Genomic DNA, 22194 nt, shown 5'->3' on the forward strand with positions numbered 1-22194 from the left:
CACATGCTCGCTTCAGACGTGGTCGACGACCCGCATCGTGCCGCGCCGGATGCGTCAAGTCCATCGCCTCGCGCGCATGATGGTACGTGGGGCGGAGACGGCCGCGCCGTGGCCGCCTACCAGGTGCCCGCGGGCAACTCCCGGCTGCGCGGCGGATCGGCGCCCGCGCGTGTGCAGGTGAAGGCAGCGCATTTGCAGGCAAACGACAGCGCGCGCGTGAGCTCGGCCGCGCTGATCCCGCGCAGCCGCTGCCGCGCGATCCGGTTCAACCGATGCAATGCGGCGAGCAGCGCGGCTTGAAAACTGTCGCCGGCGCCGATCGTATCCACCACATTCACCACCGGCGAGGCGACCTCGATCGGGCCGGCTTGGCGATGCCAGGCCGAAGCGCCATCATTGCCGCGCGTGACGACGACGAGCGATACGCCGTTAGACAGCAGCGCCTCGGCCCGCGCCGCATAGGCCTCGTCGCCGAACAGATAGGCGAAGTCGACGTCGGACATTTTTACGACATCCGCCTTGCCGCAGAACGCCAGCATGCGCGCGCGATAGGCGTCCTTGTCCCTGACGAGGTTCGGCCGGCAGTTCGGATCGAGCGAGATCGTCACGGTCGACCGCGCATCTTCGATGAAGGCAAGCGTCTCGGCCGCGCCCCTATCATGGACCAGAGTGGTCGAGCCGGTGTGCAGGCAAGTGACGCCGTCAAGCGCGACCGCCTCGCGCCGATAGGTCCAGTTTCGCGACGCGGTCTCGGCATCGTAGAAGGCGTATTGCGTCTCGGTGCCGGTGACGCGTGCAAAGGCTAGCGTCGCCTGATGGTCGCTGCGCGTCGCGCGGCTGAGATCGACGCCGGAGCCCGCGGCGTGATCGGCGATCATCCGGCCGAAGGTGTCGGTCGAGATGCCGCCGACAAAGCCGGTGGGAATATCGAGCCGGGCGCTGCCGATCGCGATGTTGAGACAGGAGCCGCCGACCGCGGGCGTCAGCGCCTCGCGCCCATCTGCCGTCCGCGACGCCAGGAAATCGATCAGCGCATCTCCGCAACTCAGCAGCATGGACAAACAATCCCTACATTGGCGCCGCGCCGGGCGCGCGCTTCATCGCCTCGCGGCTGTCGCGATCGAGCTGGCGCAGCATCCTGTGCACGCCGCGCTTCCGGCGGTGGAAATCGGCCAGCTCGGGCCTGGTCGGCTCGCTCAGCCGACCGAGCGCCGACATGCCGGCCATCGCCGCATTGATCGAATCGTGCGCACCGCTGGCGACCGCGCCCAGCATCGCGGCGCCGAGCAAAACAGGCTCTTGCGTCTGCGGCAGCGCAACCGTGTAGCCGGTGGTATCGGCCATGATCTGGCGCACCAGCGGGCTGCGGCTCGCGCCACCGCCGATCACGATGGTCTTGCCGCTGACGCCATGGGCCTGTAGCGCCTCGATGACGTCGGCAAGGCCGTAGGCCAGCCCGCACAGGCCGGCGATGAACAGCCGCTCCAGCGCCGACAAATCGGTATCGAGATCGAGCCCCGCGATCACCGCGCGCGAGCCGGGATCGGCATAGGGCGAACGGTTGCCGAGGAATTCCGGCAACACATGAACGTTGCGCGCCAGCAGCGCAGCCGCGCCAGCATTGCCGCTGCGCGCCAGGATGCGCTTCTCAAGGTACTCGATGACATCGACGCCGTCGCGCTTCGCCGCGGCCGAAACCTCGGCATGCGCCGGATGCGACTTGAGCAGATGATCGATCGCGGCCCCCGCCGCCGATTGACCGCCTTCGTTGAGCCAGAAGCCCGGCACCATGCCTTCGAAATACGGGCCCCAGACGCCGGGCACGAAGCAAGGATCGACGGTGGTCGCCATGATGCAGGCCGACGTTCCCATGATGTAAGCGAGCCGCTGGCAGACGTCGACCTCGGCGCCGGAGCCATCGCGGCCGCCGATCGCACCGACGCCGCCGGCATGGGCATCGATCAGCGAGGCGCCGACCGCGGTTCCCGGCATGAGGGCGAGATCGCGCGCAGCATCTTCCGACAGCCCGCGGCCGAGCGGCGAGCCGGGCGGCACGATCTCGGTGCCGATGCGAGCGAAGCGATCGGCGACGAGCGCCTCGAGCCCGACCCGCTTCAGGAACGGTTCGCTCCAGCCGCCCTCACCCGCCACATAGGTCCATTTGCAGGTGACCGTGCAGGTCGAGCGCGCCAGCGACCCGGAGGCGCGGAACGAAAGATAGTCGGCGAGATCGAAGAAGTGACCGGCCGCCTCATAGGTCGCGGGCAGATGGCGCTTCAGCCAGAGGATCTTCGGGATCTCCATCTCAGGCGAGATGGCGCCGCCGACATAGCGCAGCACGCGGTCGCCGGTCGCGTTGACGAACTCGGTCTCGTCCATCGCGCGATGGTCCATCCAGACCACGACGTTGCGCGCGGAATCGCCGGACGGGCTGACGGTCAGCGGCCGGCCGGCTCGGTCGAGCATGACCAGCGAGCAGGTCGCGTCGAATCCGATACCCTTGACGTGCTCGGCGGCGACCGCCGCCTCCCGCATCGCATTGCGCACGGAGGCGACGCAGGCCGCCCAGATGTCGTCAGACGATTGCTCGACGATGTCGCCGGGCTCGTGCCAGACCCGGATCGGATGCCGCGCCGAACCCAGCAGCTTGCCGGCCTCGTCGAATACCCCCGTCCGGGCGCTGGTGCTCCCGACGTCCACCCCGATATAGGCTTGCCGCATGGCCGCTCATCTTTGCTTGCGCATGACCTCTTCGGAAAACCGGTCGCCACTTTTCCGGATCATGCTGTCCGGCGCAAGCCTACCAGCAAGTGTAGCCGCCATCGACCAGAACGATGCTTCCGGTCATCAGGCTCGCAGCCTCGGACGCCAGGAACAGCACCACGGAGGCGACCTCGTCGACCTGCCCCATCCGCGCCATCGGGGTTCCGCCGATCCAGGCGTCGTACATCTTGGGGCTGTTCTTCACGAAGGCGTTCAGCGGCGTCTCGATATAGGTCGGCGCCACGGCGTTGACGCGGACCCCGCGCGCGCCCCATTCCGCGGCGAGCGATTTGGTGAGGTGATGCACGGCGGCCTTGGAGGCATTGTAGAAGCACTGCTCCTGCGGCTTGTTGACGATGAAGCCGGACATCGAGCCGACATTGACGATGGTGCCGGATTTCGCCTTCAGCATGTGATTGCCGAACGCGCGGCAGCACCAGAAGGTCCCGTTCAGATTGACGTCGATGACGTTGAGCCAGTGCTCGTCGGTCACGGTCTCGGCCGGCGTCTCGCTGCGCGCGATGCCGGCGTTGTTGACGAGGATGTCGACCTTGCCGTATTTGCGCACCAGTTCGTCGGCGACCGCCGAGACCTGGCTGGAATCCGTCACGTCCATCAGCGCGATATCGGCGTCGAAGCCCTTGGCCTTCAGCGCCGCCTGCGCGTCACCCGCGACCTTGGCGTCGCGGTCACCGATGACGACCTTGGCGCCGGCTTCCGCGAGCGCCTCGGCGCAGGCGAGCCCGATGCCCTGCCCGGCGCCGGTGATGATGGCGGTCTTGCCGCCAAGCCTGAATTTCTTGAGGTACATTTTCTTCTTCCTTTGCCTAAAGCCCGCATTTTCGCGGGCGTGCCGCCCCGGCCAGAGCGAGATCAACTGCTGAGGATTACGCGCGGATCGATTTTCCGCCGTCGTCGAAACGATGGATGCGCGCCGGATCCGGGATCAGCGACACCTTGTCGCCGGGATGCAGGTCGAGCTCGCCGACATAGCGCGCGGTCAGCATTCCCAGTGGTCCGGCATCGACATAGAGAAAGGTGTCGCTGCCGAGATGTTCGGCGACCGCGACCGTGCCGTGCCAGCCGCCCTGCCCGTCGCGCTCGACCTTCAGATGCTCGGGCCGCACGCCGATCGTCGTGGCCCCCTGCTGCTTTGCAAGGTCACCGGTGACGAAATTCATCTTCGGCGAGCCGATGAAGCCGGCGACGAACAAATTGGCCGGCTTCTCGTAGAGCTCGAGCGGCGAGCCATACTGCTCGATCTTGCCGCCGTTCAGCACCACGATCTTGTCGGCCATGGTCATGGCCTCGACCTGGTCGTGGGTGACGTAGATCGCCGTGGTGCCGAGCTGCTTCTGCAGGCGCGTCACCTCGAGCCGCATCTGCACCCGCAGCGCGGCGTCGAGGTTCGACAGCGGCTCGTCGAACAGGAAGGCCTTCGGCTCGCGCACGATGGCGCGCCCGATCGCAACGCGCTGGCGCTGGCCGCCGGAGAGCTCGCGCGGCTTGCGATCGAGATAGGGCGTCAGGTTGAGGGTTGCCGCAGCGGCCTCGACCTTGCGGTTGATCTCGTCCTTCGGCAACCCCGCCATCTTCAGGCCGAACGCAATATTGCCGCGCACACTCATATGCGGATAGAGCGCATAGGACTGGAACACCATCGACAGCCCGCGCTTCGCCGGCGGCACGTCGACCACGTTGCGGCCGTCGATCAGGATGGCGCCGCCGGTGACGTCCTCGAGCCCCGCGATCAGCCGCAGCAGCGTGGTCTTGCCGCAGCCTGACGGACCGACGAAGACGACGAAGGAGCCGTCGGTGATCTCGAGGTCGGCACCCTTGATGATGTGGACCGGCCCGAACGATTTTTGCACACCCTGCAGCGTAATCTGACCCATGGGACAAGCCTTTCTGCTACTTGACCGCGCCGAAGGTCAGGCCACGGACGAGCTGCCGCTGACTGAACCAGCCGAGCACGAGAATGGGCGCGATCGCGAGCGTCGACGCCGCCGACAGTTTCGCCCAGAACAATCCTTCCGGGCTGGAATAGGATGCGATGAACACGGTGAGCGGCGCGGCCTCGAGCGTCGACAGATTGAGGGTCCAGAATGCCTCGTTCCACGCCAGGATCAGGTTGAGCAGCAAAGTCGAGGCGAGCCCCGGCACGGCCATCGGCGTCAGCACATAGATCAGCTCGCGGCCGATCGTGGCGCCGTCCATCCGCGCCGCCTCGAGGATGTCCTTGGGGATCTCCTTGAAATAGGTGAACAGCATCCAGATCACGATCGGCAGGTTGCCGAGGCACAGGATGAAGATCAGGCCGGTCCGGGTGTCGAGCAGGCCGAAATTCCGGTAGATCAGGTAGATCGGCACCAGCACGCCGACCGGCGGCATCATTTTGGTCGAGAGCATCCAGAGCAGGATGTCCTTGGTCCGCTTGGTCGGCGAGAATGCCATCGACCACGCGGCCGGAATTGCGATCAGCATCGCGATCAATGTCGAGCCGCCTGCGATGATGATCGAGTTGAGCGCGTGGTGGAAATAATCGCTGCGCTCCTGCACCGTGACGTAGTTTTCCGTCGTCCAGTGGAAGAACAGGAACGATGGCGGGATCGCGAACGCTTCGAGCTCGGTCTTGAAGCTCGCCAGCACCATCCAGAGGATCGGGAAGAAGATCAGGAAGCCGACCAGCCAGGCCGCGGCCGTCGAGATCGCCTTGCGCCGTGTCGTGACCATCCGCGCCATGACGTTACGCCTCCAGATTCCGGCCGACGATGCGAACGAGGAAGAACGCGACGATGTTGGCAAGCACCACCGCGACCAGGCCGCCCGCCGATGCGCTGCCGACGTCGTACTGGATCAGCGCCTGGGAATAGATCAGGAAGGCGATGTTGGTGGTCTGCAGGCCGGGACCGCCGCCGGTCGTGACGAATATCTCCGCGAACACCGTGAGCAGGAAGATGGTCTCGATCAGGATCACCACCGTGATCGGGCGCGCGAGGTGCGGCAGCGTGATGTAGATGAAGGTCGAGATCGCGCTCGCGCCGTCCATCTCGGCCGCCTCCTTCTGCTCCTCGTCGAGCGACTGCAGCGCTGTGAGCAGGATCAGGGTCGCGAACGGCAGCCACTGCCAGGAGATGATCAGGATCACCGAGAACAGCGGCGCCTCGTTGAACCAGTCGATCGCGGGCAACCCGAACAGATGTGCGATCCAGGCGAACAGGCCCGACACCGGATGCATCAGCAGGTTTTTCCAGACCAGCGCGCTCACCGTCGGCATCACGAAGAACGGCGCGATCACCATCAGGCGGACGATCGAGAGCCCGACCACCTGCTGGTCGAGCAACAGCGCCAGCGGCACGCCGAGGATGATCGTGATCGCGAGCACCGAGCCGACCAGCACCAAGGTGTTCTGCAACGAGGCGAGGAAGGCCGGATCGGTGAGGAAGTAGCGGAAGTTCTCCAGCCCGACGAACGATTCGGAGCCGGGATCGAGCAGGTTGTAGTGCAGGGTCGCGAAGTAGATCGTGAGCGCCAGCGGCACGATCATCCAGATGAACAGCAGCGCCACGGCGGGCGTGAGCAGCGTGCGTGCGAGCAGTTGGGTCTGCTGGGTCGCCATCCCCGCCTCCTTCTTTCGGAAAGGAGCGACCATCCCGCTGCGGGACAGGATGGTCGCAAGTAGCCAGCTCGGGAGGTCGAAACTGGTCGGGAGGCCAGGGTGCATGCCGCGCCCCGGCTTTGGTCCAGGCGTGGTTTACTTGATATAGCCAGCGCGCTTCATCTCGCGCTCGGTCGCGGACTGCGCAGCCGAGAGCGCCGCATCGACGGTGGTCGAGCCGGATAACGCGGCCGAGAACTGCTGGCCGACCTGGGTGCCGATGCCCTGGAATTCAGGGATCGCCGCGTACTGCACGCCCACGTAAGGCACCGGTTTCACCGTCGGCTTGTTCGGGTCGGCCGCATCGATCGAGGCCAGCGTCAGCTTGGCGAAGGGCGCGACCTTCAGATAGTCGGGGTTCTTGTAGAGCGAGGTGCGCGTGCCGGGCGGCACGTTGGACCAGCCTTCCTTCGACGCGACGAGCTTGGTGTAATCCTTGCTGGTGGCCCAGGCGATGAACTTCTCGGCCGCATCGACCTTCTTCGAGCCGGCGGGGATCGCAAGGCTCCACGCCCACAGCCAGTTGGCGTTCTTGCCGAGCCCGGTGTTCGGGGCCAGCGCAAAGCCGACCTTGTCGGCAACCTTGGAATCCTTCGGGTTGGTCACCATGGACGCCGCCACCGTGGCATCGATCCACATCGCGCATTTGCCGGCGCTGAACAGCGCGAGATTCTCGTTGAAGCCGTTGGACGAGGCGCCGGGAGGTCCGGCCTGCTTCATCAGGTCGACATAGGTCGTCAGCGTCTTCTTCCATTCCGGCGAATTGAACTGCGGCTCCCACTTCTCGTCGAACCAGCGCGCGCCGAACGAATTGGACATCGCGGTCAGGAACGCCATGTTCTCGCCCCAGCCGGCCTTGCCGCGCAAGCAGATGCCGTAGACGCCGCCCGACTTGTCGGTCAGTTTCTTGGCGGCATCGACCACGAAGTCCCAGGTCGGGCTTTCCGGCATCTTCAGGCCGGCCTTGTCGAACAGGTCGGTGCGGTACATCACCATCGAGCTCTCGCCGTAGAACGGTGCGGCGTAGAGCTTGCCGTCGACGGAGACCGCATCCTTGATCTTCGGCAGCAGGTCATTGACGTCGTAATCCGCGCCGAGCTTGTCGAGCGGCACCAGCCAGCTCTTCTTGGCCCAGATCGGCACCTCGTAGGTGCCGATGGTGAGCACGTCGAACTGGCCGCCCTTGGTGGCGATGTCGGTGGTCACGCGCTGGCGCAGCACGTTCTCCTCGAGCGTCACCCATTTCACGGTGATGTCGGGGTTCTTCGCGGTGAATTCGCTGGTGAGCCCCTGCATGCGGATCATGTCGCTGTTGTTGACGGTCGCCACCGTCAGCGTGGTCTGGGCGATCGAGGGGGCAGAGATCAAAAGACTGGCCGCGCCCGCAACGGCGCAAAGGACGTTTTTCACGGTGACCTCCCTTATGTCACGTTGAGCATATGCCCACGTGTTGAGCGTATGTTCATCCTGTCGCCAAAATTTGTCAAGCACGCGGGTGCGCCGTCCCGCGCGATCGCGGGTTCCGCCACAGCCTGGAAGGGAGGTTTTTGCGGGAGCGAAAGGGCGTTTAGCGATCCAGCACCGCGCGTGCGGTGGCCTCATCGGTGATCAGGCCATTGATCACCCGGCCCGCCAGCGCGGCCTTGATCGACGGCACCTTGGCGGCGCCGACCGCCGCCGCGATCGTGGTCGAGACCGCGGGGATTTGCGGCGGAATGCTGGTCAGGCGCTTGTTGGTGCCGCCCTTGATGAGGCGGCCCTTGGCGTCATAGGCCCAGCCCGTCACTTCACCGACCGCCCCGAGCCGCATCATCTCCAGCAGCTCTTCGCGAGTGACGAAACCGTCGACATGGACCTGCGCCTTCTGGTCCATCTGGCCGATGCCGATCAGGCGCAGATCGGCCTTGGCGGCGACAGCCCTCACCCGCGCGATCGGGTCGATCCGGATCATCCGGTTGCGCTCGTCCTCGCTCGACATCAGGAACGGCAACGGCATCGGGTAGTGCCGCGCACCGGTGCGGTCGGCGAGCCGTCCGACCGTGTCGTAGAAGCTCGCCGAGCCGTCGGCGGAGATATTTCCGACCAGCGAGACGATCTGATGGTCGGGCCGCTCGATCGGCGAGACCCGCTCGACCGCGGCGCGCACCGCACGGCCGGTGCCGAGCGCCACGATGACCGGCGTCTCCGAGCGCAGCGTCAGCTCCAGCAGATTGGCGCTGCGCTCCGCAATCCCGGCATTCGACAGCGGCGCCGCCGGATCCGATGGTACGACGTCGCAATGCACCAGATCGAACCGCTCCTTCAGCCGGGAAGCGAGCTCCATGCAGGCGGCAATGGGGTGTTCGAGACGAAACGTGATCAGCCGCTCGGCAAGGCACAGCGACACCAGGCGCTGCGCCGAGGCGCGCGACACCTGAAGCATCTTTGCAATCTCGTCCTGGGTGTGGCCCGCGATGAAATACAGCCAGCCGGCGCGCGCCGCATCGTCGAGGCGAGACTTTTCGTTGTCGGGCGCAGCCATGATCTTGCGTCAGCCTTCGTTCCAGAAATCCGTCATCGCGGCGAAGATTCGATCCGCCCCCGCCTGCTTCAGCAGAGCACTGCCGTCCGTCAACCGATAGTGGGCGCCGCCGACGAATCCCCACACTTTCATCCCGGCGGCCTTCGCCGCCGTCACCCCGCTGACGCTGTCCTCGATCACGAGCGTACGGCGCGGATCGGCTCCCATCGCGCTGGCCGCATACAAGAACAGATCCGGCGCCGGCTTGCCATGCTCGACCATCTGCGCGGTGTAGAGCCGCGGCCCGAAGCTCGACGCAAGACCGGTCAACTCCAGCGAGAACCGCACGCGGTCAAGATCGCTCGATGAGGCAACACAATACGGCAACTGCAATTCCGCGAGCACGGCGGTGATGCCGGCAATCGGTTTGAGCTGCGATCGGAAAGTCTCGCGCACCTGCAGCGCCAATTCAGGCAGGAAGGTCGACGTCAACGGCTTGCCCACACTCCGGCAATACGCGACCAGGGCCGTGGTGCTGCGCCCGAGGAAGAGTTCGAGCGCCCGATCGGTGCTCATCTCGATGCCGGCCTCGACCATCGCCTCGGCGAGGCAGCGGCAGCTCAGCTCCTCGCTGTCGACGAGCACGCCGTCACAGTCGAAGATGACGAGATCGGTCTTGGGCAGCCGCGGATCCATCTCGGCATGAGATCATATGCCCACGCCACGAGCAATAGATCACCGTTTCGCGCGCGGAATGCCGCGCCTCAAATGGTCGCGGTGCACCGCCAACCATGCTGTGCGACAAGGCGAAATGCCGCATGACACACCTCTGATCGCGACCGTCGTCGCGGGCCTTGGATTAGCCTTCGTCTTCGGAACCATCGCCCAGCGCTTTCGGGTTCCGCCACTGGTCGGTTATCTGCTCGCGGGCGTCGCCGCGGGTCCGTTCACGCCGGGCTTCGTCGCCGACCAGGCGCTGGCGACCGAACTCGCCGAGCTCGGTATCATTCTGCTGATGTTCGGGGTCGGCCTGCATTTCTCGCTGAACGACTTGCTGTCGGTGCGCGCAATCGCGGTGCCCGGCGCCATCGCGCAGATTGCGGTCGCCACGCTGCTCGGCCTCGGCCTCGCGCTGTTGATGGGCTGGACCGTCGGTGCCGGCCTGGTGTTCGGGCTCGCGCTGTCGGTCGCGAGTACCGTCGTGCTGTTGCGCGCGCTGCAGGAGCGTCGCCTGATGGACACCGAGCGCGGCAAGATCGCGGTCGGCTGGCTGATCGTCGAGGACCTCGCCATGGTGCTCGCGCTGGTGCTGTTCCCGGCGGTGGCGAGTTTCCAGGGCGATGGCACGGCACTCACCTCCGACCCGCTCGCCACCCGCTTCGGCCTCGGGCTGACCGGCGTGCTTGTGCTGACGCTGATCAAGATCGCCGTGTTCATCGCGCTGATGCTGGTGGTCGGGCGGCGCCTGATTCCATGGGTGCTGCACTACATCGCGCACACCGGCTCGCGAGAGCTGTTCCGGCTGACCGTGCTCGCGATCGCGCTCTGCATCGCGTTCGGCGCCACCAAGCTGTTCGGGGTTTCGCTGGCGCTCGGCGCCTTCTTCGCCGGGATGATGCTGCGGGAATCGCCGCTCAGCCAGCGCGCCGCCCAGGAGACCCTGCCGCTGCGCGACGCCTTCGCGGTGCTGTTCTTCGTCTCGGTCGGCATGCTGTTCGATCCGCTGAGCGTGGTGCGCGAGCCGTGGCCGTTTCTCGCGACGCTGTTCGTGATCGTGGTCGGCAAGTCACTCGCCGCGCTTCTGATCGTCTTGCTGTTCCGTCACCCGATGGCGACCGCCCTGATGATCTCGGCGAGCCTCGCCCAGATCGGCGAATTCTCCTTCATCCTGGCCGAGCTCGGCGTTGCGCTCAATCTGCTGCCGAAGGCCGGCCGCGACCTGATCCTGGCCGGCGCGATCTTCTCGATCATGCTCAACCCGCTGGTGTTCGCGGTGGTCGACTGGCTGACCTCGCGGCTCGAGAAGCCGCAGGCCGCCTCGCCGACCGTTGCGACCACTGAACCGATCCCGGTCACCGACCTGCGGGATCATACCATCCTGGTCGGCTACGGCCGGGTCGGCAGCCTCGTGGGCGATGCCCTGCATCGGCGCAACGCGCCGTTTCTCGCGATCGAGGCGTCCGACGACACGGTCGCAAAGCTCAGGCAGCGCGGTATCGAGGCCCTGATGGGCAACGCCGCGCGCGCCAGCGTGCTGCGCGCGACCAATCCGGCCGCCGCGCGATCGCTGGTCATTGCGATCCCCGAAGCCTTCGAAGCCGGACAGATCGTCGAGCAGGCCCGCGCAGCCAACGCCGAGATCCGGATCATCGCCCGCGCGCATTCCGACGCCGAGGTCGATCATCTGAAGGGGCTCGGGGCCGATATCGTGATCATGGGCGAGCGCGAGATCGCCCGCGGCATGATCGAGGAGCTCGACCGGGGACATCTTGATGTTGCCTCGCAGGGTGCTGCGAGCGCGAGGGAAGATTCCGCGGCCTGAGCAACTGCGCCCACTGCGCGACGAAAGGAGATCAAGATATGGCGTTCAAGAGCCCGCAAGTTTCACTGGTGTCGTTCTCGATCGAGATCGGCGCGGGTGCCACGACCAATGTGATGCAGATCGAGACCGCCCTGCATCTGAACGCGCGTCATCCGAGCTATGACGCCGCGGCGATCGAGCGTCTGGTACGCGACGCGCAGGCCTATCTTGCCGGCAACGCCGACCAGGTCACGCAAATCCGGCTGGTCTCCAACCGCAGCGGCCAGACCTGACGAAATCAGCCGCCGAGGAATGCGGGCGCCAGATCTTCCTGCACGATGATGTTGGCGGCCTCCGTCGTCAGCTCGCTGCCGACGAGGTCGAGATTCTTTGCAGCCTCGAACAGCATCGCGCGGACGTCGTCCGGCGTCAGCACGCCCTTGGCGATCAGCTTGCGCACCAGCGCCTGCAGGATGAGAACGTCGATCTCGCCATGGGCCAGCGGCGTCGGCTTGTCCGTCATGATCGTCTCCAGGGACTGAGGTTCGCGGCTAGCGCGGCGATGACGCGATGTCCTTGTGCAATTCTTCGAATGCACGGCGCAGCCCGTGCAGCTGATCGACCAGATGCAGGATGACGTCGATCCCCTCGTCGTTGACGCCGAAGTCGCCCTTCAGATCGCGGATCAGGTGCGCGCGCGCCACGTCGGTATCGGAGAAACTGACCTCGTGCGCGGTCTCGTCCGGAACGAGCCATTGCTGCTCGATCCAGAACTCCAGGGTCTGCACCTCGAGACCCGCATCGATGAGGAACTGCTGCTTGTTCATGATGCACCATCATCGCGTGGATTGAATCCCTTGCGATCCCAGCTCGACACGAACGCCTCGAGCGCGGGATCGGGTCCCTTGGGCAGGACCACCTTGAGCTTGACGAACTCATCGCCGTGACCGCCGCCGGCCTTGGGCGCGCCCTTGCCGCGCAAGCGCAACGTCGTGCCGGTGTTCGCGCCCTTCGGAACCGTCATGGTCACGGCGCCGGTCGGGGTCGGAACGTTGACCTTGCCGCCAAGCACGGCTTCCGACAGCGAGATCGGCAATTCCAGCGAGATGTCGTCGCCCTCGCGGGTGAAGCGCGGATCGGGGCGAACATCGACTTCGATCAGCGCATCGCCGGGGCCGCCCTTGCCGCTGCCGGGCATGCCCTTGCCGCGCAGGCGAATGACCTGGCCGTCGATCAGGCCGGCCGGGATCGTCACGTCGAGCGTGCCGCCATCGGGAAGCATCAGGCGCTTGCTCGCACCGGCGATCGATTCCGCGAAATCGATCACAAGACTGTAGTGCAGGTCGCGGCCGCGCCGGTTGGCGCGCGCCTGCTCGGTGCGCCGAAGCAACTCGGCGAACGCGTCGTCCTGGTCCATATAGTCGGCATAACCGGAACTGTCGGCATAGGGATGCCCGCCATCCGCGGTGGCGAAATCCCGGTAGTAGCGATGCTGCGGCCGCTCGGTGCCGTCAGCGTCGATCTCGCCGGCGTCGAAGCGCTTGCGCTTGTCGGCATCCGAGAGCAGATCGTTCGCCGCGGCGATTTCCTTGAACTTTTCTTCGGCAGCCTTGTCACCCGGATTGAGATCCGGATGCAGCTTCTTCGCCAGCTTTCGATAGGCCTTCTGGATATCGACCGCAGACGCCGTCGGGGCAACGCCAAGAACCTCATACGGATTTCTCACAACCTGCTCCGCAACACCGTGAGTGCACCTGCGATCATGAGGGCGCAAAAGCAGGCGATTTGCAAGTGCGCTGGCAGATCGCCCGGCAAGGGGCGACGCAGGCTGCGCTCACGTCACAGCCGAGCTAAGACGTATGTCCAGGGTCCAGATAGTTCGGCATGTTCTTTTCTTGCTGCGGTGTCATCCTGGCGGGATCCGGCTTGCCCGGCACGCCTCGCGGGCCAAGCAGGGCTCGCTGCATATCGTCCTCGCTGAGGCGCGGCTTGCCGTCGTCAAGCTGTCCGCTGCCGCTGTGACTCTGTGCCATGACCGACCTCCAGTGCTGATCGCTTGCGCGGACGAGGATATCGCGCTCCGCCGGGACGAGCCAGCGGAGCGCGATCGTTCCGTTAGTGCTCCTGCCGCTTCTCCTCTGCAGGATGACCTGCGGGAGGCGCAGCATGTGGCGGCGCCTGAACGTGCGGCTCCGGCCGTGCCGCCGGCTGCGGATGCGCCTCAGGGCGGGCGATCGTCTCCGGTCGTGCTTCAGGCCTTGCCGCAGGCTCCGGTCGTGGTTCGGGCCTTGCTGCCTGCTCCGGCCGCGCGACGGGCTTCGCTGCGGGCTCAGGCCGCGGCTCCTCCTTGCGCACCTCTTCAGGACGCCTTTCCGGTGCGGCAGGCCGAGCCGCTTCGGTTGCGGGCCGCGGCTCAGCCTTCGGTTCGGCGGCAGGCGCGGCACGCTTCTCCTCGACCGCAGGCTTACCCACCTCAGCGGGCGGATGCGTCGCAGCGCCCTTCTCGGGGACCGGAAGCTCGTGCGACCCGGCCGCTGCCGGCGCAGCAGGACGCGGCTCAACCTTCGTCTCGGGAGCAGGTGCTGCGCGCTTCTCCTCGGCCGCGGGCTTGCTCTCCTGGGCGCCAGGACGCGCCGCAGGAAGCTCCTTCCCCGGGACAGGGAGCGCGTGCGAGTCAGCCGGTGTAGTTGCAGGCGCTGCTGCAGTTCCCGGCCGCGCCGGCTCCGCGGCTGCGGGCTTGGCGGCGTTGGCAGGCACCGCCTCGCCGGCCGGCCGCGCGCGGACCACGCCCGGTCCCTTCAGCTCGCCGGGCCGCGCGGTTGCGGCAACGGCCGGCACGCCATTGTTGGCCCGCTTGAACAGGCTCGGATCCTGGCTTGCGATCTCGACCTGCTTGCGTTGCAGCGGCGTCGCCGCGAAATGCTGCTCCTTGGCGATCGTACGTTCGGCGGGAGTCGGCCGTACGTCGATGCCGCCGCGGCCGCCATTGTAGCTGACGTTGTTGACGGTGGTCTGATTGATCGTGACGTTCTTCTCGTAGACGTTGGTGATGCGCGCACCCTGCAGATTGTTCACGGCGCGATTGTAGAAGAAATTGCCGTGATCCCAGCGGCCGCCTTCATAGCCTGAACCGCCGTACCCGAAGCCGTAATTGATGCCGCCGTAGAAGCCGACGCGCTCGCCCCAATAGCCCTGATGGAAAATGAAGCCGCCGCCGAACGCGCCCCAGTAGCCGGGGGTCCACAGCAGTCCGACCCGCGGCGGCTGCACCCAGGTGCCCGGCACCCAGTAGTAATCGCCGCGATCCTCGTCCCACGACCAATTGCCCGGTGACCAGATGTAACCGGGCCCGGGCACCGGCGGCTGATCGTAGGTCGGCAGCGGCGGCGGCGCGGTCTCGACAGCAGAGACCGGCGCGCATGCCGCATCCTGCGCGATTGCCGGCACGGCCGTCGCAGTGAACAGCGCCGTGGCCAGCGCGGCGCACGACACGGTCGAAAGGAAACGAGTGGTCATTGGGGAGCCTCTTCGATGAACACGTTCAACGTGAGAACCGGAACAAAAGTTCCGTGCGTCGGCAATGCGCCGACACAGTTCATCGCTAACGCCTTGACCTTACATCAACCTGAAACAGCCCCAAATGCATCGCGCAGCTATTCATCGACGGTTCAGAGTGTGCAGTGACTCATCATCGAGCGATTCAGTGGAACATTACGCGACGCAGTTCTGCATCATCGCGTGCACTCGACGAAGCGCGAGATCATCCCCGTTGAATCGCAAGGGTGACTTCGGCTCTCGCACGATTGCAACGATGCTGACAGCGTTGCGCCGTTCGCTGCGCACCGCGATCAACCGAGCCACCATCGGTGGGATGCGGACCCGTTTGTCGGCGTGCCCATAGCAGTGCCCGCGGATCAATGCCGGAAACGAACACCGCAACACCTCGAAAGCGGTATGCCGGCGGCCATGCTCCACGATTGACACACTCCTGAAACGACCACACGATACGGCCTGCGGCAGTGTCAGGCCCACGGTTTTCCGCCGGCGCGATTGCACCGGGCTGTCGCTTGATGGATGTCATCGTTCCGCCATCTGTCGCCGGCGGCAATGCGTGGCATGACTTTGATCTCGACGAGCCTGTGCTGCCTTGAGGTGCCACCATGAACATTGAAAAATATACCGATCGCCTCCGCGGCTTCATCCAGTCGGCACAATCGCTCGCGATGCGCGAGGGGCACCAGCAGTTTTCGACGCTCCATATCCTGAAGGTGCTGCTCGACGACAATGAAGGCCTCGCGGCCAGCCTGATCGACCGGGCCGGCGGCAACTCGCGCGCGATCCTCAAGGCGACCGAAGACGCGCTGGCGAAGGTGCCGAAGGTCAGCGGCGCCGGCTCCGGACAGATCTATATGGCGCCCGAGACCGCGCGCGCGTTCGCCGCCGCGGAACAGGCGGCCGACAAGGCCGGCGACAGTTTTGTCTCGGTCGAACGCATGCTGCAGGCGCTCGCCGGCGACAAGGACAGCGAGGCCGGCAGACTGCTCGCCAGGGGCGGCGTCAATCCGCAGAACCTGAACGCGGCCATCAATGCCCTGCGCAAGGGCCGTACCGCCGACAGCGCGTCGGCCGAGAATGCCTATGACGCGCTGAAGAAATATGCCCGCGACCTCACCCAGGCCGCGCGCGACGGCAAGCTCGATCCGGTGATCGGCCGCGACGAGGAGATCCGCCGCACGATTCAAGTCCTGTCACGCCGCACCAAGAACAATCCCGTTCTGATCGGCGAGCCCGGTGTCGGCAAGACCGCGATCGTCGAGGGCCTTGCGCTGCGCATCGTCAATGGCGACGTGCCGGAAAGCCTGCAGGACAAGGCGCTGCTCGCGCTCGATCTCGGCGCGCTGATTGCTGGCGCCAAGTATCGCGGCGAGTTCGAGGAACGCCTCAAGGCGGTGCTGCAGGAGGTGACGTCCGCCGAGGGCGGCATCATCCTGTTCATCGACGAGATGCACACACTGATCGGCGCCGGCAAGGGCGACGGTACGATGGACGCGTCGAACCTTCTGAAACCCGCGCTGGCCCGTGGCGAGCTGCACTGTATCGGCGCCACCACGCTCGACGAATACCGCAAGCATGTCGAGAAGGATCCGGCGCTGGCGCGCCGATTTCAGCCGGTGTTCGTCTCGGAGCCGACGGTCGAGGACACCATCTCGATCCTGCGCGGCCTGAAGGACAAATACGAGCAGCATCACGGCGTGCGCATCGCGGATTCGGCGCTGGTCGCCGCCGCCACGCTGTCGAACCGCTACATCACCGACCGTTTCCTGCCCGACAAGGCCATCGATCTGATGGACGAGGCGGCGGCCCGGCTGAAGATGCAGGTCGACTCCAAGCCTGAAGAGCTCGACTCGCTCGACCGCGAGATCATCCGCCTCAAGATCGAGCAGGAAGCGCTCAAGAAAGAAACCGATATGGGCTCCAGGAGTCGCCTGCAAACCCTCGAGAAGGATCTCGTGGATCTCGAGAAGAAATCGGCGGACATGACGTCGAAATGGCGGTCGGAGAAGAGCAAGCTCTCCGACGCGCAGAAGATGAAGGGTGAGCTCGAGCAGTTGCGCACGGAGCTTGCCAATGCGCAGCGCAAGGGCGAATTCCAGAAAGCCGGCGAGCTGGCCTATGGCCGTATTCCCGAGCTCGAGAAGAAGCTCGCTGCGGTCGAGGCCAGCGAGACCTCGTCCGCCAGCGAGACCGTGACCGCCGATAATATCGCAGCCGTGGTATCGCGCTGGACCGGCGTGCCGGTGGACAAGATGCTGGAGGGCGAGAAGGACAAGCTGCTGCGCATGGAGGAAATGCTCGGCAAGCGCGTCGTCGGCCAGGCCGAGGCCGTGCGTGCGGTGTCGACCGCAGTGCGTCGCGCCCGCGCCGGCCTGCAGGACCCGAACCGGCCGATCGGCTCGTTCATGTTCTTGGGGCCAACTGGTGTCGGCAAGACCGAGCTCGCCAAGGCGCTCGCCGAATATCTGTTCGACGACGAGACCGCGATGATCCGGCTCGACATGTCCGAATACATGGAAAAGCACTCGGTCTCGCGGCTGATCGGCGCACCGCCCGGCTATGTCGGCTATGACGAGGGCGGCGCGCTGACGGAGGCGGTGCGGCGGCGGCCGTATCAGGTGGTGCTGTTCGACGAAATCGAGAAGGCGCACCCTGATGTCTTCAACGTGCTGCTGCAGGTGCTCGACGACGGCCGCCTGACCGACGGCCAGGGCCGCACCGTCGATTTCCGCAACACGCTGATCATCATGACCTCAAATATCGGTGCGGAGTATCTCGTCAACCAGCCCGAGGGCCAGCCGACCAGCGCGGTGCGCGAGCAGGTGATGAACATGGTGCGGGCGCACTTCCGCCCCGAATTCCTCAACCGCGTCGACGAGATCATTCTGTTCCACCGGCTGCAGAAGAGCGACATGGGCCGCATCGTCGAAATCCAGTTCTCGCGCCTGCGCAAGCTGCTCGAGGATCGCAAGATCGATCTCGAGCTCGATCCGAAGGCGCGCGACTGGCTGGCGGAGAAGGGCTGGGATCCGGCCTACGGCGCCCGCCCGCTGAAACGGGTGATCCAGCGCAGCGTGCAGGATCCGCTCGCGGAGATGATCCTCGCCGGCGAGGTCCGCGACGGCTCGCACGTGAAGCTCTCGGCCACCAAGGCCGGCCTCACCTTCAACGGCAAGAAGCCGGAGAACGCCGCCGCGGACGAATTCGAACCGGTGTGAAGAGGCCGAGATTGCCGACGACGCGCCGTCATCGGCGCGTCGTCCACGGCGCATCATATGCAAGCTGAATATACAGGCTGACCTGCAACTAGGGAGAGCGCCATGACGCAGCAGAACATCAAGGACAACATGGAGGTCATCGGCGCCGACGGCGTGCATGTCGGCACCGTCGATCACGTCGAAGGCAACCGCATCAAGCTCAAGAAGAGCGAAAGCGAGGGCCTCCACAAGGGCCATCACCACTATATCGAGCTCGGCTTCGTCGCCGGTGTCGAAGGCTCCAAGGTGCGGCTCTCCGCCAACGCCGCCATTGCGGTGACCCTCGAGGAGGAGAAGTCCGGCAAGCCGGTTGGTCCGTCCGCGGAAGCCTAGCGATCCGGGCTCTTGTAAAGGTTCCGGTGGCATGCTCCTCTGCCCCGTCTGGGCGTCGATCCGGCGTTCATTCGGGATTTTTTCGCGTTAAAGTGACGTTAGTTAAGGAGAGATGCGTGCCATCAGCCGTTCCGCAACCGGTCGCTGCGAAGCTGACGCGCGCGGCGATCTTCCTTGCGGTCACGATCAAGCCCAATCCGGAATTTGATACCGTGGTGCGGTCGCTATGTGCGGACGTGGCCGCGCTGGTGCGTGCGGTAGGCTTCCGCGATCTCGAGGGCCGGCTATCCTGCGTCATGGGCATCGGCTCGGATGCATGGGACCGGCTGTTCGGCGCGCCGAAGCCGAAAGGCTTGCATCCGTTCCGCGAGATCAACGGCGTCCACCACGCCGTCGCGACGCCGGGCGACCTGCTGTTCCACATCCGCGCCGTGCCGATGGACCTGTGCTTCGAGCTCGCGAGCCAAATCATGTCGCGGCTCGGCGATGCGGTCGCCACCGCGGACGAGGTGCATGGCTTCAAATATTTCGACGAGCGCGACCTGCTCGGCTTCGTCGACGGCACGGAGAATCCGGAGGATCAGGCGGCGACCGAGGCCACCATCATCGGCGACGAGGACGCGGTGTTCGCCGGCGGCAGCTATGTGATCGTACAAAAATACCTGCACGATCTGAAGAAGTGGAACGAGCTGCCGGTCGAGACGCAGGAGAAGATCATCGGCCGCACCAAGCTGTCCGACATCGAGCTCGACGACGCGGTGAAGCCGAGCTACGCGCACAATGCCCTGACGACGATCGTCGAGAACGGCGAGGAGCTCGACATCGTCCGCGACAACATGCCGTTCGGCAATATCAGCAAGGGCGAGTTCGGCACGTATTTCATCGGTTATGCCAAGTCCCCACACCGGATCGAGCAGATGCTGGAGAACATGTTCGTCGGCAAGCCGCCGGGCAATTACGACCGCCTGCTCGACTTCAGCCGCGCAGTGACCGGCACGCTGTTCTTCATCCCGTCGGAGACGTTCCTGGAAGATGTCACCAGCGAACCACCTGCGGCCGCCCCCGCTGAGCTGTCGCTGGATGACGCCGGAGCCGACGACACGCCTGCACACAAAATACCGCCGACCGACGGCTCGCTCGGGATCGGATCACTCAAAGGAGAGGCTGGACATGAATAACCTTCATCGGGGACTGGCCCCGATCTCGGACGCGGCATGGGCCCAGATCGAAGAAGAAGCCTCGCGGACGTTGAAGCGCCATCTGGCAGCGCGCCGTGTCGTCGATGTCGATGGGCCGAAGGGCACGGACTTCTCTGCGGTCGGCACCGGACACCTGAAGAAAATCGCGACACCCGGCGACGGGGTCGAGGCGACGCAGCGCGACGTCCGCGCGCTGGTCGAGCTGCGCGTGCCATTCGAGCTGTCGCGCCAGGCGATCGACGATGTCGAGCGCGGCTCCAATGATTCCGACTGGGATCCGCTCAAGGAAGCCGCGCGAAAGATCGCCTTCGCCGAGGATCGCGCGGTGTTCGACGGCTACGCCGCCGCCGGCATTCAGGGCATCCGTCAAGGGACCAGCAACCCGGTGCTGACGCTGCCGCCGAGCGTCAAGAACTACCCCACCGTGGTCGCGCAGGCGGTCAGCCAGTTGCGGCTCGCCGGCGTCAATGGTCCCTATACGCTGCTGCTCGGCACCGAGCCCTACACCGCGATCGGCGGCGCAACAGACGACGGCTATCCTGTGCTGCAGCACATCCAGCGGCTGGTCGACGGCAAGATCATCTGGGCCCCCGCGATCGCGGGCGGCGTCCTGCTCACCACCCGCGGCGGCGACTTCCAGCTCTCGATCGGCCAGGACCTCTCGATCGGCTATCTCAGCCACTCGGCGACCTCGGTCCAGCTCTACTTCCAGGAGACCATCACCTTCCTGATGCTGACCAGCGAAGCGTCGGTGGTGCTTGCGCCGGAGGCGAAGAAACCCGCCTAGTCTTACCGGCGTTGACTCTTCCGGGAAGCCTCCGGCCAATCTGTGCCGGAGCTTCCGTTGAACTGCAACGAAGAGGAGGCGCGCAATGGACTACGATCTCTACATCAACCCGAAGAAAGCGTCGGTCGGCCTTTATGTCCGCAAGGGCGCCGGCCTCCCCGATCTCGGCGATGCCAAGGACTGGGTGTTCGACGGCACCTCGGCGCAGGCCAATCTGCCACCGAACCTCGTGAAAGAGATCGAGGCCAACGGCCACGCATTTCGCGACATGGACTGAGCTCAGCGGTTACTTCTCGCCGACCTTCACCGGGGCGGTCTCAGGCATCAGGCTCATCGCCACGATGCCGACCGCCGCCGCGAGCAGCAGATACCAGGACGGCGCCAGCGGATCGCCGGTCACGTGCAGCAGCCACGTGACCACGAGCTGCGCGGTGCCGCCGAAGGTCGCGATCGCCACCGCGTAGATCGTCGCGAACACGCCGCCACGGATGCTCTGCGGCAACGCCTCGGTGAAGGCGGCGTAGAATGCGGTGAACGGCAGCGATCCGATGAACGACAGGATGCCGAAGCCGAACAACAGCGACCACGCGCCGGGATCCCGGACGATCCACAGGAACGCCGGATAGGTCAGCACCAGCACGACGAGTTGCGGCCAGATCATGATCGGCTTGCGTCCGAGCCGGTCGGCAAGCCAGCCGCCGAGCACCGCCCCGATGATCTGGAGTCCGTTGCTCACCAGCGACACGGTGAACGCCAGCGACGGCGACACATGCAACGTGTTCTTGGCGTAGGTCGTCATGTATTGCGTCACATAGGTCGAGATCGTGCCGCTAGCGAGGATCATCACGGCCAGCAGGATCACGCAAAAATGCCGGCGCGCCAGCCTGACATGGCTCGAACGCTCAACGCTCTCCGCGGCGCGCTCGCCGTGAGGCACCGTCTCCGGCAGCGTCCGGCGCATCCAGATGCCGAACGGCAGACAGACGGCCCCGAGCAGGAATGCGACGCGCCATCCGTAAGCCTCAAGCATGTCGGGCGCCATCGTGCTGCTCAGGATGACACCGACCAGGGCACCGACGGTCGCCGCGACCTCCTGGCTGGCCGGCTGCCATGCCACCACCAGGCCGCGATTCCTCGGTGCCGCGATCTCGATGAGATAGGCCGTGGTTGGCCCGACTTCGCCGCCAAGCGCGAACCCCTGCACCATCCGCGCCAGGATCACGATAACAGGCGCCACGACGCCGACCGCGGCATATGATGGCGTCAGCGCGATGGTCAGGATTGCGCCCCCCATCAGCGCAAAGCTCAGCAACATTGCCGGCCGCCGGCCGACCCGGTCGGAGAAGATGCCGAGCACGATGCCGCCGATCGGCCGGGTCAGGAAGCCGGCGCCGAAGGTCGCCAGCGACAGCATGAGGCTGCCGTATTCGCTGTGCGCGGGGAAGAAGGTGCGCCCGATCTCGGTCGCAAAGAAGCTGTAGGTGATGAAGTCGTAGAACTCCAGCATGTTGCCGATGGTCGCGGCAAAGGCTGCGCGCTTGACATCGAACTCTTCCCTGCCCGCAATGTCCGGCAACGCTCTCGGTTCCCTCAAGGTGTCTGGCTGTCCTGAAGCGAGTAT

22 protein-coding genes are annotated in these 22194 nt (G+C 65.5%); 7 read left to right on the top strand and 15 right to left on the bottom strand.

The window, feature by feature from the left end; genetic code table 11:
• Window positions 1-116: 116 nt before the first annotated feature.
• From ACVISU_RS13320 to ACVISU_RS13360, 9 genes are all read right to left on the bottom strand, one after another.
• Window positions 117-1055 carry a carbohydrate kinase family protein gene (locus tag ACVISU_RS13320; protein ID WP_456707242.1) on the bottom strand — a complete coding sequence of 313 codons (939 nt, stop codon included), beginning with the start codon at window positions 1053-1055 and terminating at the stop codon, window positions 117-119.
• Between the two features lie 13 nt (window positions 1056-1068).
• Complete coding sequence (locus ACVISU_RS13325; protein WP_456707243.1) at window positions 1069-2721, bottom strand: FGGY-family carbohydrate kinase; 1653 nt, start codon at window positions 2719-2721, stop codon at window positions 1069-1071.
• Window positions 2722-2800: 79 nt separating this feature from the next.
• Window positions 2801-3574 (bottom strand): SDR family NAD(P)-dependent oxidoreductase, encoded by a 774-nt coding sequence (locus ACVISU_RS13330; RefSeq protein ID WP_456707244.1) that lies wholly within the window; start codon window positions 3572-3574, stop codon window positions 2801-2803.
• Window positions 3575-3650: 76 nt separating this feature from the next.
• Window positions 3651-4658, bottom strand: a complete 1008-nt coding sequence (locus ACVISU_RS13335) for an ABC transporter ATP-binding protein (RefSeq protein ID WP_456707245.1) — start codon at window positions 4656-4658, stop codon at window positions 3651-3653.
• 16 nt (window positions 4659-4674) lie between these two features.
• Window positions 4675-5505 carry a carbohydrate ABC transporter permease gene (locus ACVISU_RS13340; protein WP_050402569.1) on the bottom strand — a complete coding sequence of 277 codons (831 nt, stop codon included), beginning with the start codon at window positions 5503-5505 and terminating at the stop codon, window positions 4675-4677.
• A gap of 4 nt (window positions 5506-5509) precedes the next feature.
• Complete coding sequence (locus ACVISU_RS13345; protein ID WP_194459220.1) at window positions 5510-6382, bottom strand: carbohydrate ABC transporter permease; 873 nt, start codon at window positions 6380-6382, stop codon at window positions 5510-5512.
• A gap of 135 nt (window positions 6383-6517) precedes the next feature.
• Window positions 6518-7831: an ABC transporter substrate-binding protein gene (locus tag ACVISU_RS13350; protein ID WP_050402571.1), complete on the bottom strand. Its 1314-nt coding sequence runs from the start codon at window positions 7829-7831 to the stop codon at window positions 6518-6520.
• A gap of 157 nt (window positions 7832-7988) precedes the next feature.
• Window positions 7989-8942, bottom strand: coding sequence for a sugar-binding transcriptional regulator (locus tag ACVISU_RS13355; protein ID WP_050402572.1), 954 nt, complete (start codon window positions 8940-8942; stop codon window positions 7989-7991).
• A 9-nt stretch (window positions 8943-8951) separates the two neighbouring features.
• Window positions 8952-9617: an HAD family hydrolase gene (locus ACVISU_RS13360; RefSeq protein ID WP_456707246.1), complete on the bottom strand. Its 666-nt coding sequence runs from the start codon at window positions 9615-9617 to the stop codon at window positions 8952-8954.
• A gap of 115 nt (window positions 9618-9732) precedes the next feature.
• Between ACVISU_RS13360 and ybaL the strand changes: the two genes are divergently transcribed.
• Window positions 9733-11463, top strand: a complete 1731-nt coding sequence (gene ybaL / locus ACVISU_RS13365; protein WP_456707247.1) for a YbaL family putative K(+) efflux transporter — start codon at window positions 9733-9735, stop codon at window positions 11461-11463.
• Between the two features lie 38 nt (window positions 11464-11501).
• Window positions 11502-11735: a hypothetical protein gene (locus tag ACVISU_RS13370; protein WP_050402574.1), complete on the top strand. Its 234-nt coding sequence runs from the start codon at window positions 11502-11504 to the stop codon at window positions 11733-11735.
• 5 nt (window positions 11736-11740) lie between these two features.
• Here the strand turns inward: ACVISU_RS13370 and ACVISU_RS13375 are convergent, their stop codons facing one another.
• From ACVISU_RS13375 to ACVISU_RS13395, 5 genes are all read right to left on the bottom strand, one after another.
• Window positions 11741-11965, bottom strand: coding sequence for a hypothetical protein (locus ACVISU_RS13375; RefSeq protein ID WP_021081495.1), 225 nt, complete (start codon window positions 11963-11965; stop codon window positions 11741-11743).
• Window positions 11966-11993: 28 nt separating this feature from the next.
• Window positions 11994-12269 carry a chaperone modulator CbpM gene (locus tag ACVISU_RS13380; protein ID WP_050402575.1) on the bottom strand — a complete coding sequence of 92 codons (276 nt, stop codon included), beginning with the start codon at window positions 12267-12269 and terminating at the stop codon, window positions 11994-11996.
• The gene (locus ACVISU_RS13385) at window positions 12266-13168 is read right to left on the bottom strand and encodes a DnaJ C-terminal domain-containing protein (RefSeq protein WP_050402576.1); all 903 of its coding nucleotides are present in this window, start codon (window positions 13166-13168) and stop codon (window positions 12266-12268) included. Before ACVISU_RS13385 ends, ACVISU_RS13380 begins: the two co-directional genes overlap by 4 nt.
• 124 nt (window positions 13169-13292) lie before the next feature.
• Window positions 13293-13475 (bottom strand): hypothetical protein, encoded by a 183-nt coding sequence (locus tag ACVISU_RS13390; RefSeq protein WP_050402782.1) that lies wholly within the window; start codon window positions 13473-13475, stop codon window positions 13293-13295.
• Window positions 13476-13557: 82 nt separating this feature from the next.
• Complete coding sequence (locus tag ACVISU_RS13395) at window positions 13558-14958, bottom strand: hypothetical protein (RefSeq protein WP_456707248.1); 1401 nt, start codon at window positions 14956-14958, stop codon at window positions 13558-13560.
• Between the two features lie 644 nt (window positions 14959-15602).
• On the opposite strand from ACVISU_RS13395, the gene clpB reads away from it, so the two are divergent.
• The 5 genes from clpB to ACVISU_RS13420 all read left to right on the top strand — a co-directional run bounded on the left by clpB (window position 15603) and on the right by ACVISU_RS13420 (window position 20850).
• Window positions 15603-18215 carry an ATP-dependent chaperone ClpB gene (gene clpB / locus ACVISU_RS13400; protein ID WP_456707249.1) on the top strand — a complete coding sequence of 871 codons (2613 nt, stop codon included), beginning with the start codon at window positions 15603-15605 and terminating at the stop codon, window positions 18213-18215.
• A gap of 102 nt (window positions 18216-18317) precedes the next feature.
• A complete protein-coding gene (locus tag ACVISU_RS13405; RefSeq protein WP_456707250.1) occupies window positions 18318-18587 on the top strand; it encodes a DUF2171 domain-containing protein in 270 nt (89 codons plus the stop codon).
• A gap of 116 nt (window positions 18588-18703) precedes the next feature.
• Entirely contained in the window at window positions 18704-19765 is a 1062-nt protein-coding gene (locus ACVISU_RS13410; protein ID WP_456707251.1) for a Dyp-type peroxidase, read from the top strand.
• Entirely contained in the window at window positions 19758-20573 is an 816-nt protein-coding gene (locus ACVISU_RS13415) for a family 1 encapsulin nanocompartment shell protein (protein WP_063695311.1), read from the top strand. The genes ACVISU_RS13410 and ACVISU_RS13415 overlap by 8 nt, the downstream gene beginning before the upstream one ends.
• Before the next feature lie 85 nt (window positions 20574-20658).
• On the top strand, window positions 20659-20850 hold the full coding sequence (locus ACVISU_RS13420) for a hypothetical protein (protein ID WP_456707252.1): 192 nt from the start codon (window positions 20659-20661) through the stop codon (window positions 20848-20850).
• A gap of 9 nt (window positions 20851-20859) precedes the next feature.
• Here ACVISU_RS13420 and ACVISU_RS13425 read toward each other — a convergent pair whose 3' ends face one another.
• Window positions 20860-22149 (bottom strand): MFS transporter, encoded by a 1290-nt coding sequence (locus ACVISU_RS13425; RefSeq protein ID WP_456707253.1) that lies wholly within the window; start codon window positions 22147-22149, stop codon window positions 20860-20862.
• Window positions 22150-22194 lie beyond the last annotated feature (45 nt).

This window comes from Bradyrhizobium sp. USDA 4452 (assembly GCF_054063575.1).

Bases quoted from the DNA above. Each gene is read 5' to 3' on its own strand.
- ACVISU_RS13420 (WP_456707252.1), top strand. From the start codon at position 20,659: ATGGACTACGATCTCTACATCAACCCGAAGAAAGCGTCGGTCGGCCTT.
- ACVISU_RS13330 (WP_456707244.1), bottom strand. From the start codon at position 3,574: ATGTACCTCAAGAAATTCAGGCTTGGCGGCAAGACCGCCATCATCACC.
- ACVISU_RS13370 (WP_050402574.1), top strand. From the start codon at position 11,502: ATGGCGTTCAAGAGCCCGCAAGTTTCACTGGTGTCGTTCTCGATCGAG.
- clpB (WP_456707249.1), top strand. From the start codon at position 15,603: ATGAACATTGAAAAATATACCGATCGCCTCCGCGGCTTCATCCAGTCG.
- ybaL (WP_456707247.1), top strand. From the start codon at position 9,733: ATGCCGCATGACACACCTCTGATCGCGACCGTCGTCGCGGGCCTTGGA.
- ACVISU_RS13345 (WP_194459220.1), bottom strand. From the start codon at position 6,382: ATGGCGACCCAGCAGACCCAACTGCTCGCACGCACGCTGCTCACGCCC.
- ACVISU_RS13390 (WP_050402782.1), bottom strand. From the start codon at position 13,475: ATGGCACAGAGTCACAGCGGCAGCGGACAGCTTGACGACGGCAAGCCG.
- ACVISU_RS13405 (WP_456707250.1), top strand. From the start codon at position 18,318: ATGACGCAGCAGAACATCAAGGACAACATGGAGGTCATCGGCGCCGAC.
- ACVISU_RS13380 (WP_050402575.1), bottom strand. From the start codon at position 12,269: ATGAACAAGCAGCAGTTCCTCATCGATGCGGGTCTCGAGGTGCAGACC.
- ACVISU_RS13325 (WP_456707243.1), bottom strand. From the start codon at position 2,721: ATGCGGCAAGCCTATATCGGGGTGGACGTCGGGAGCACCAGCGCCCGG.
- ACVISU_RS13340 (WP_050402569.1), bottom strand. From the start codon at position 5,505: ATGGCGCGGATGGTCACGACACGGCGCAAGGCGATCTCGACGGCCGCG.
- ACVISU_RS13360 (WP_456707246.1), bottom strand. From the start codon at position 9,617: ATGGATCCGCGGCTGCCCAAGACCGATCTCGTCATCTTCGACTGTGAC.
- ACVISU_RS13355 (WP_050402572.1), bottom strand. From the start codon at position 8,942: ATGGCTGCGCCCGACAACGAAAAGTCTCGCCTCGACGATGCGGCGCGC.
- ACVISU_RS13375 (WP_021081495.1), bottom strand. From the start codon at position 11,965: ATGACGGACAAGCCGACGCCGCTGGCCCATGGCGAGATCGACGTTCTC.
- ACVISU_RS13415 (WP_063695311.1), top strand. From the start codon at position 19,758: ATGAATAACCTTCATCGGGGACTGGCCCCGATCTCGGACGCGGCATGG.
- ACVISU_RS13335 (WP_456707245.1), bottom strand. From the start codon at position 4,658: ATGGGTCAGATTACGCTGCAGGGTGTGCAAAAATCGTTCGGGCCGGTC.
- ACVISU_RS13395 (WP_456707248.1), bottom strand. From the start codon at position 14,958: ATGACCACTCGTTTCCTTTCGACCGTGTCGTGCGCCGCGCTGGCCACG.
- ACVISU_RS13320 (WP_456707242.1), bottom strand. From the start codon at position 1,055: ATGCTGCTGAGTTGCGGAGATGCGCTGATCGATTTCCTGGCGTCGCGG.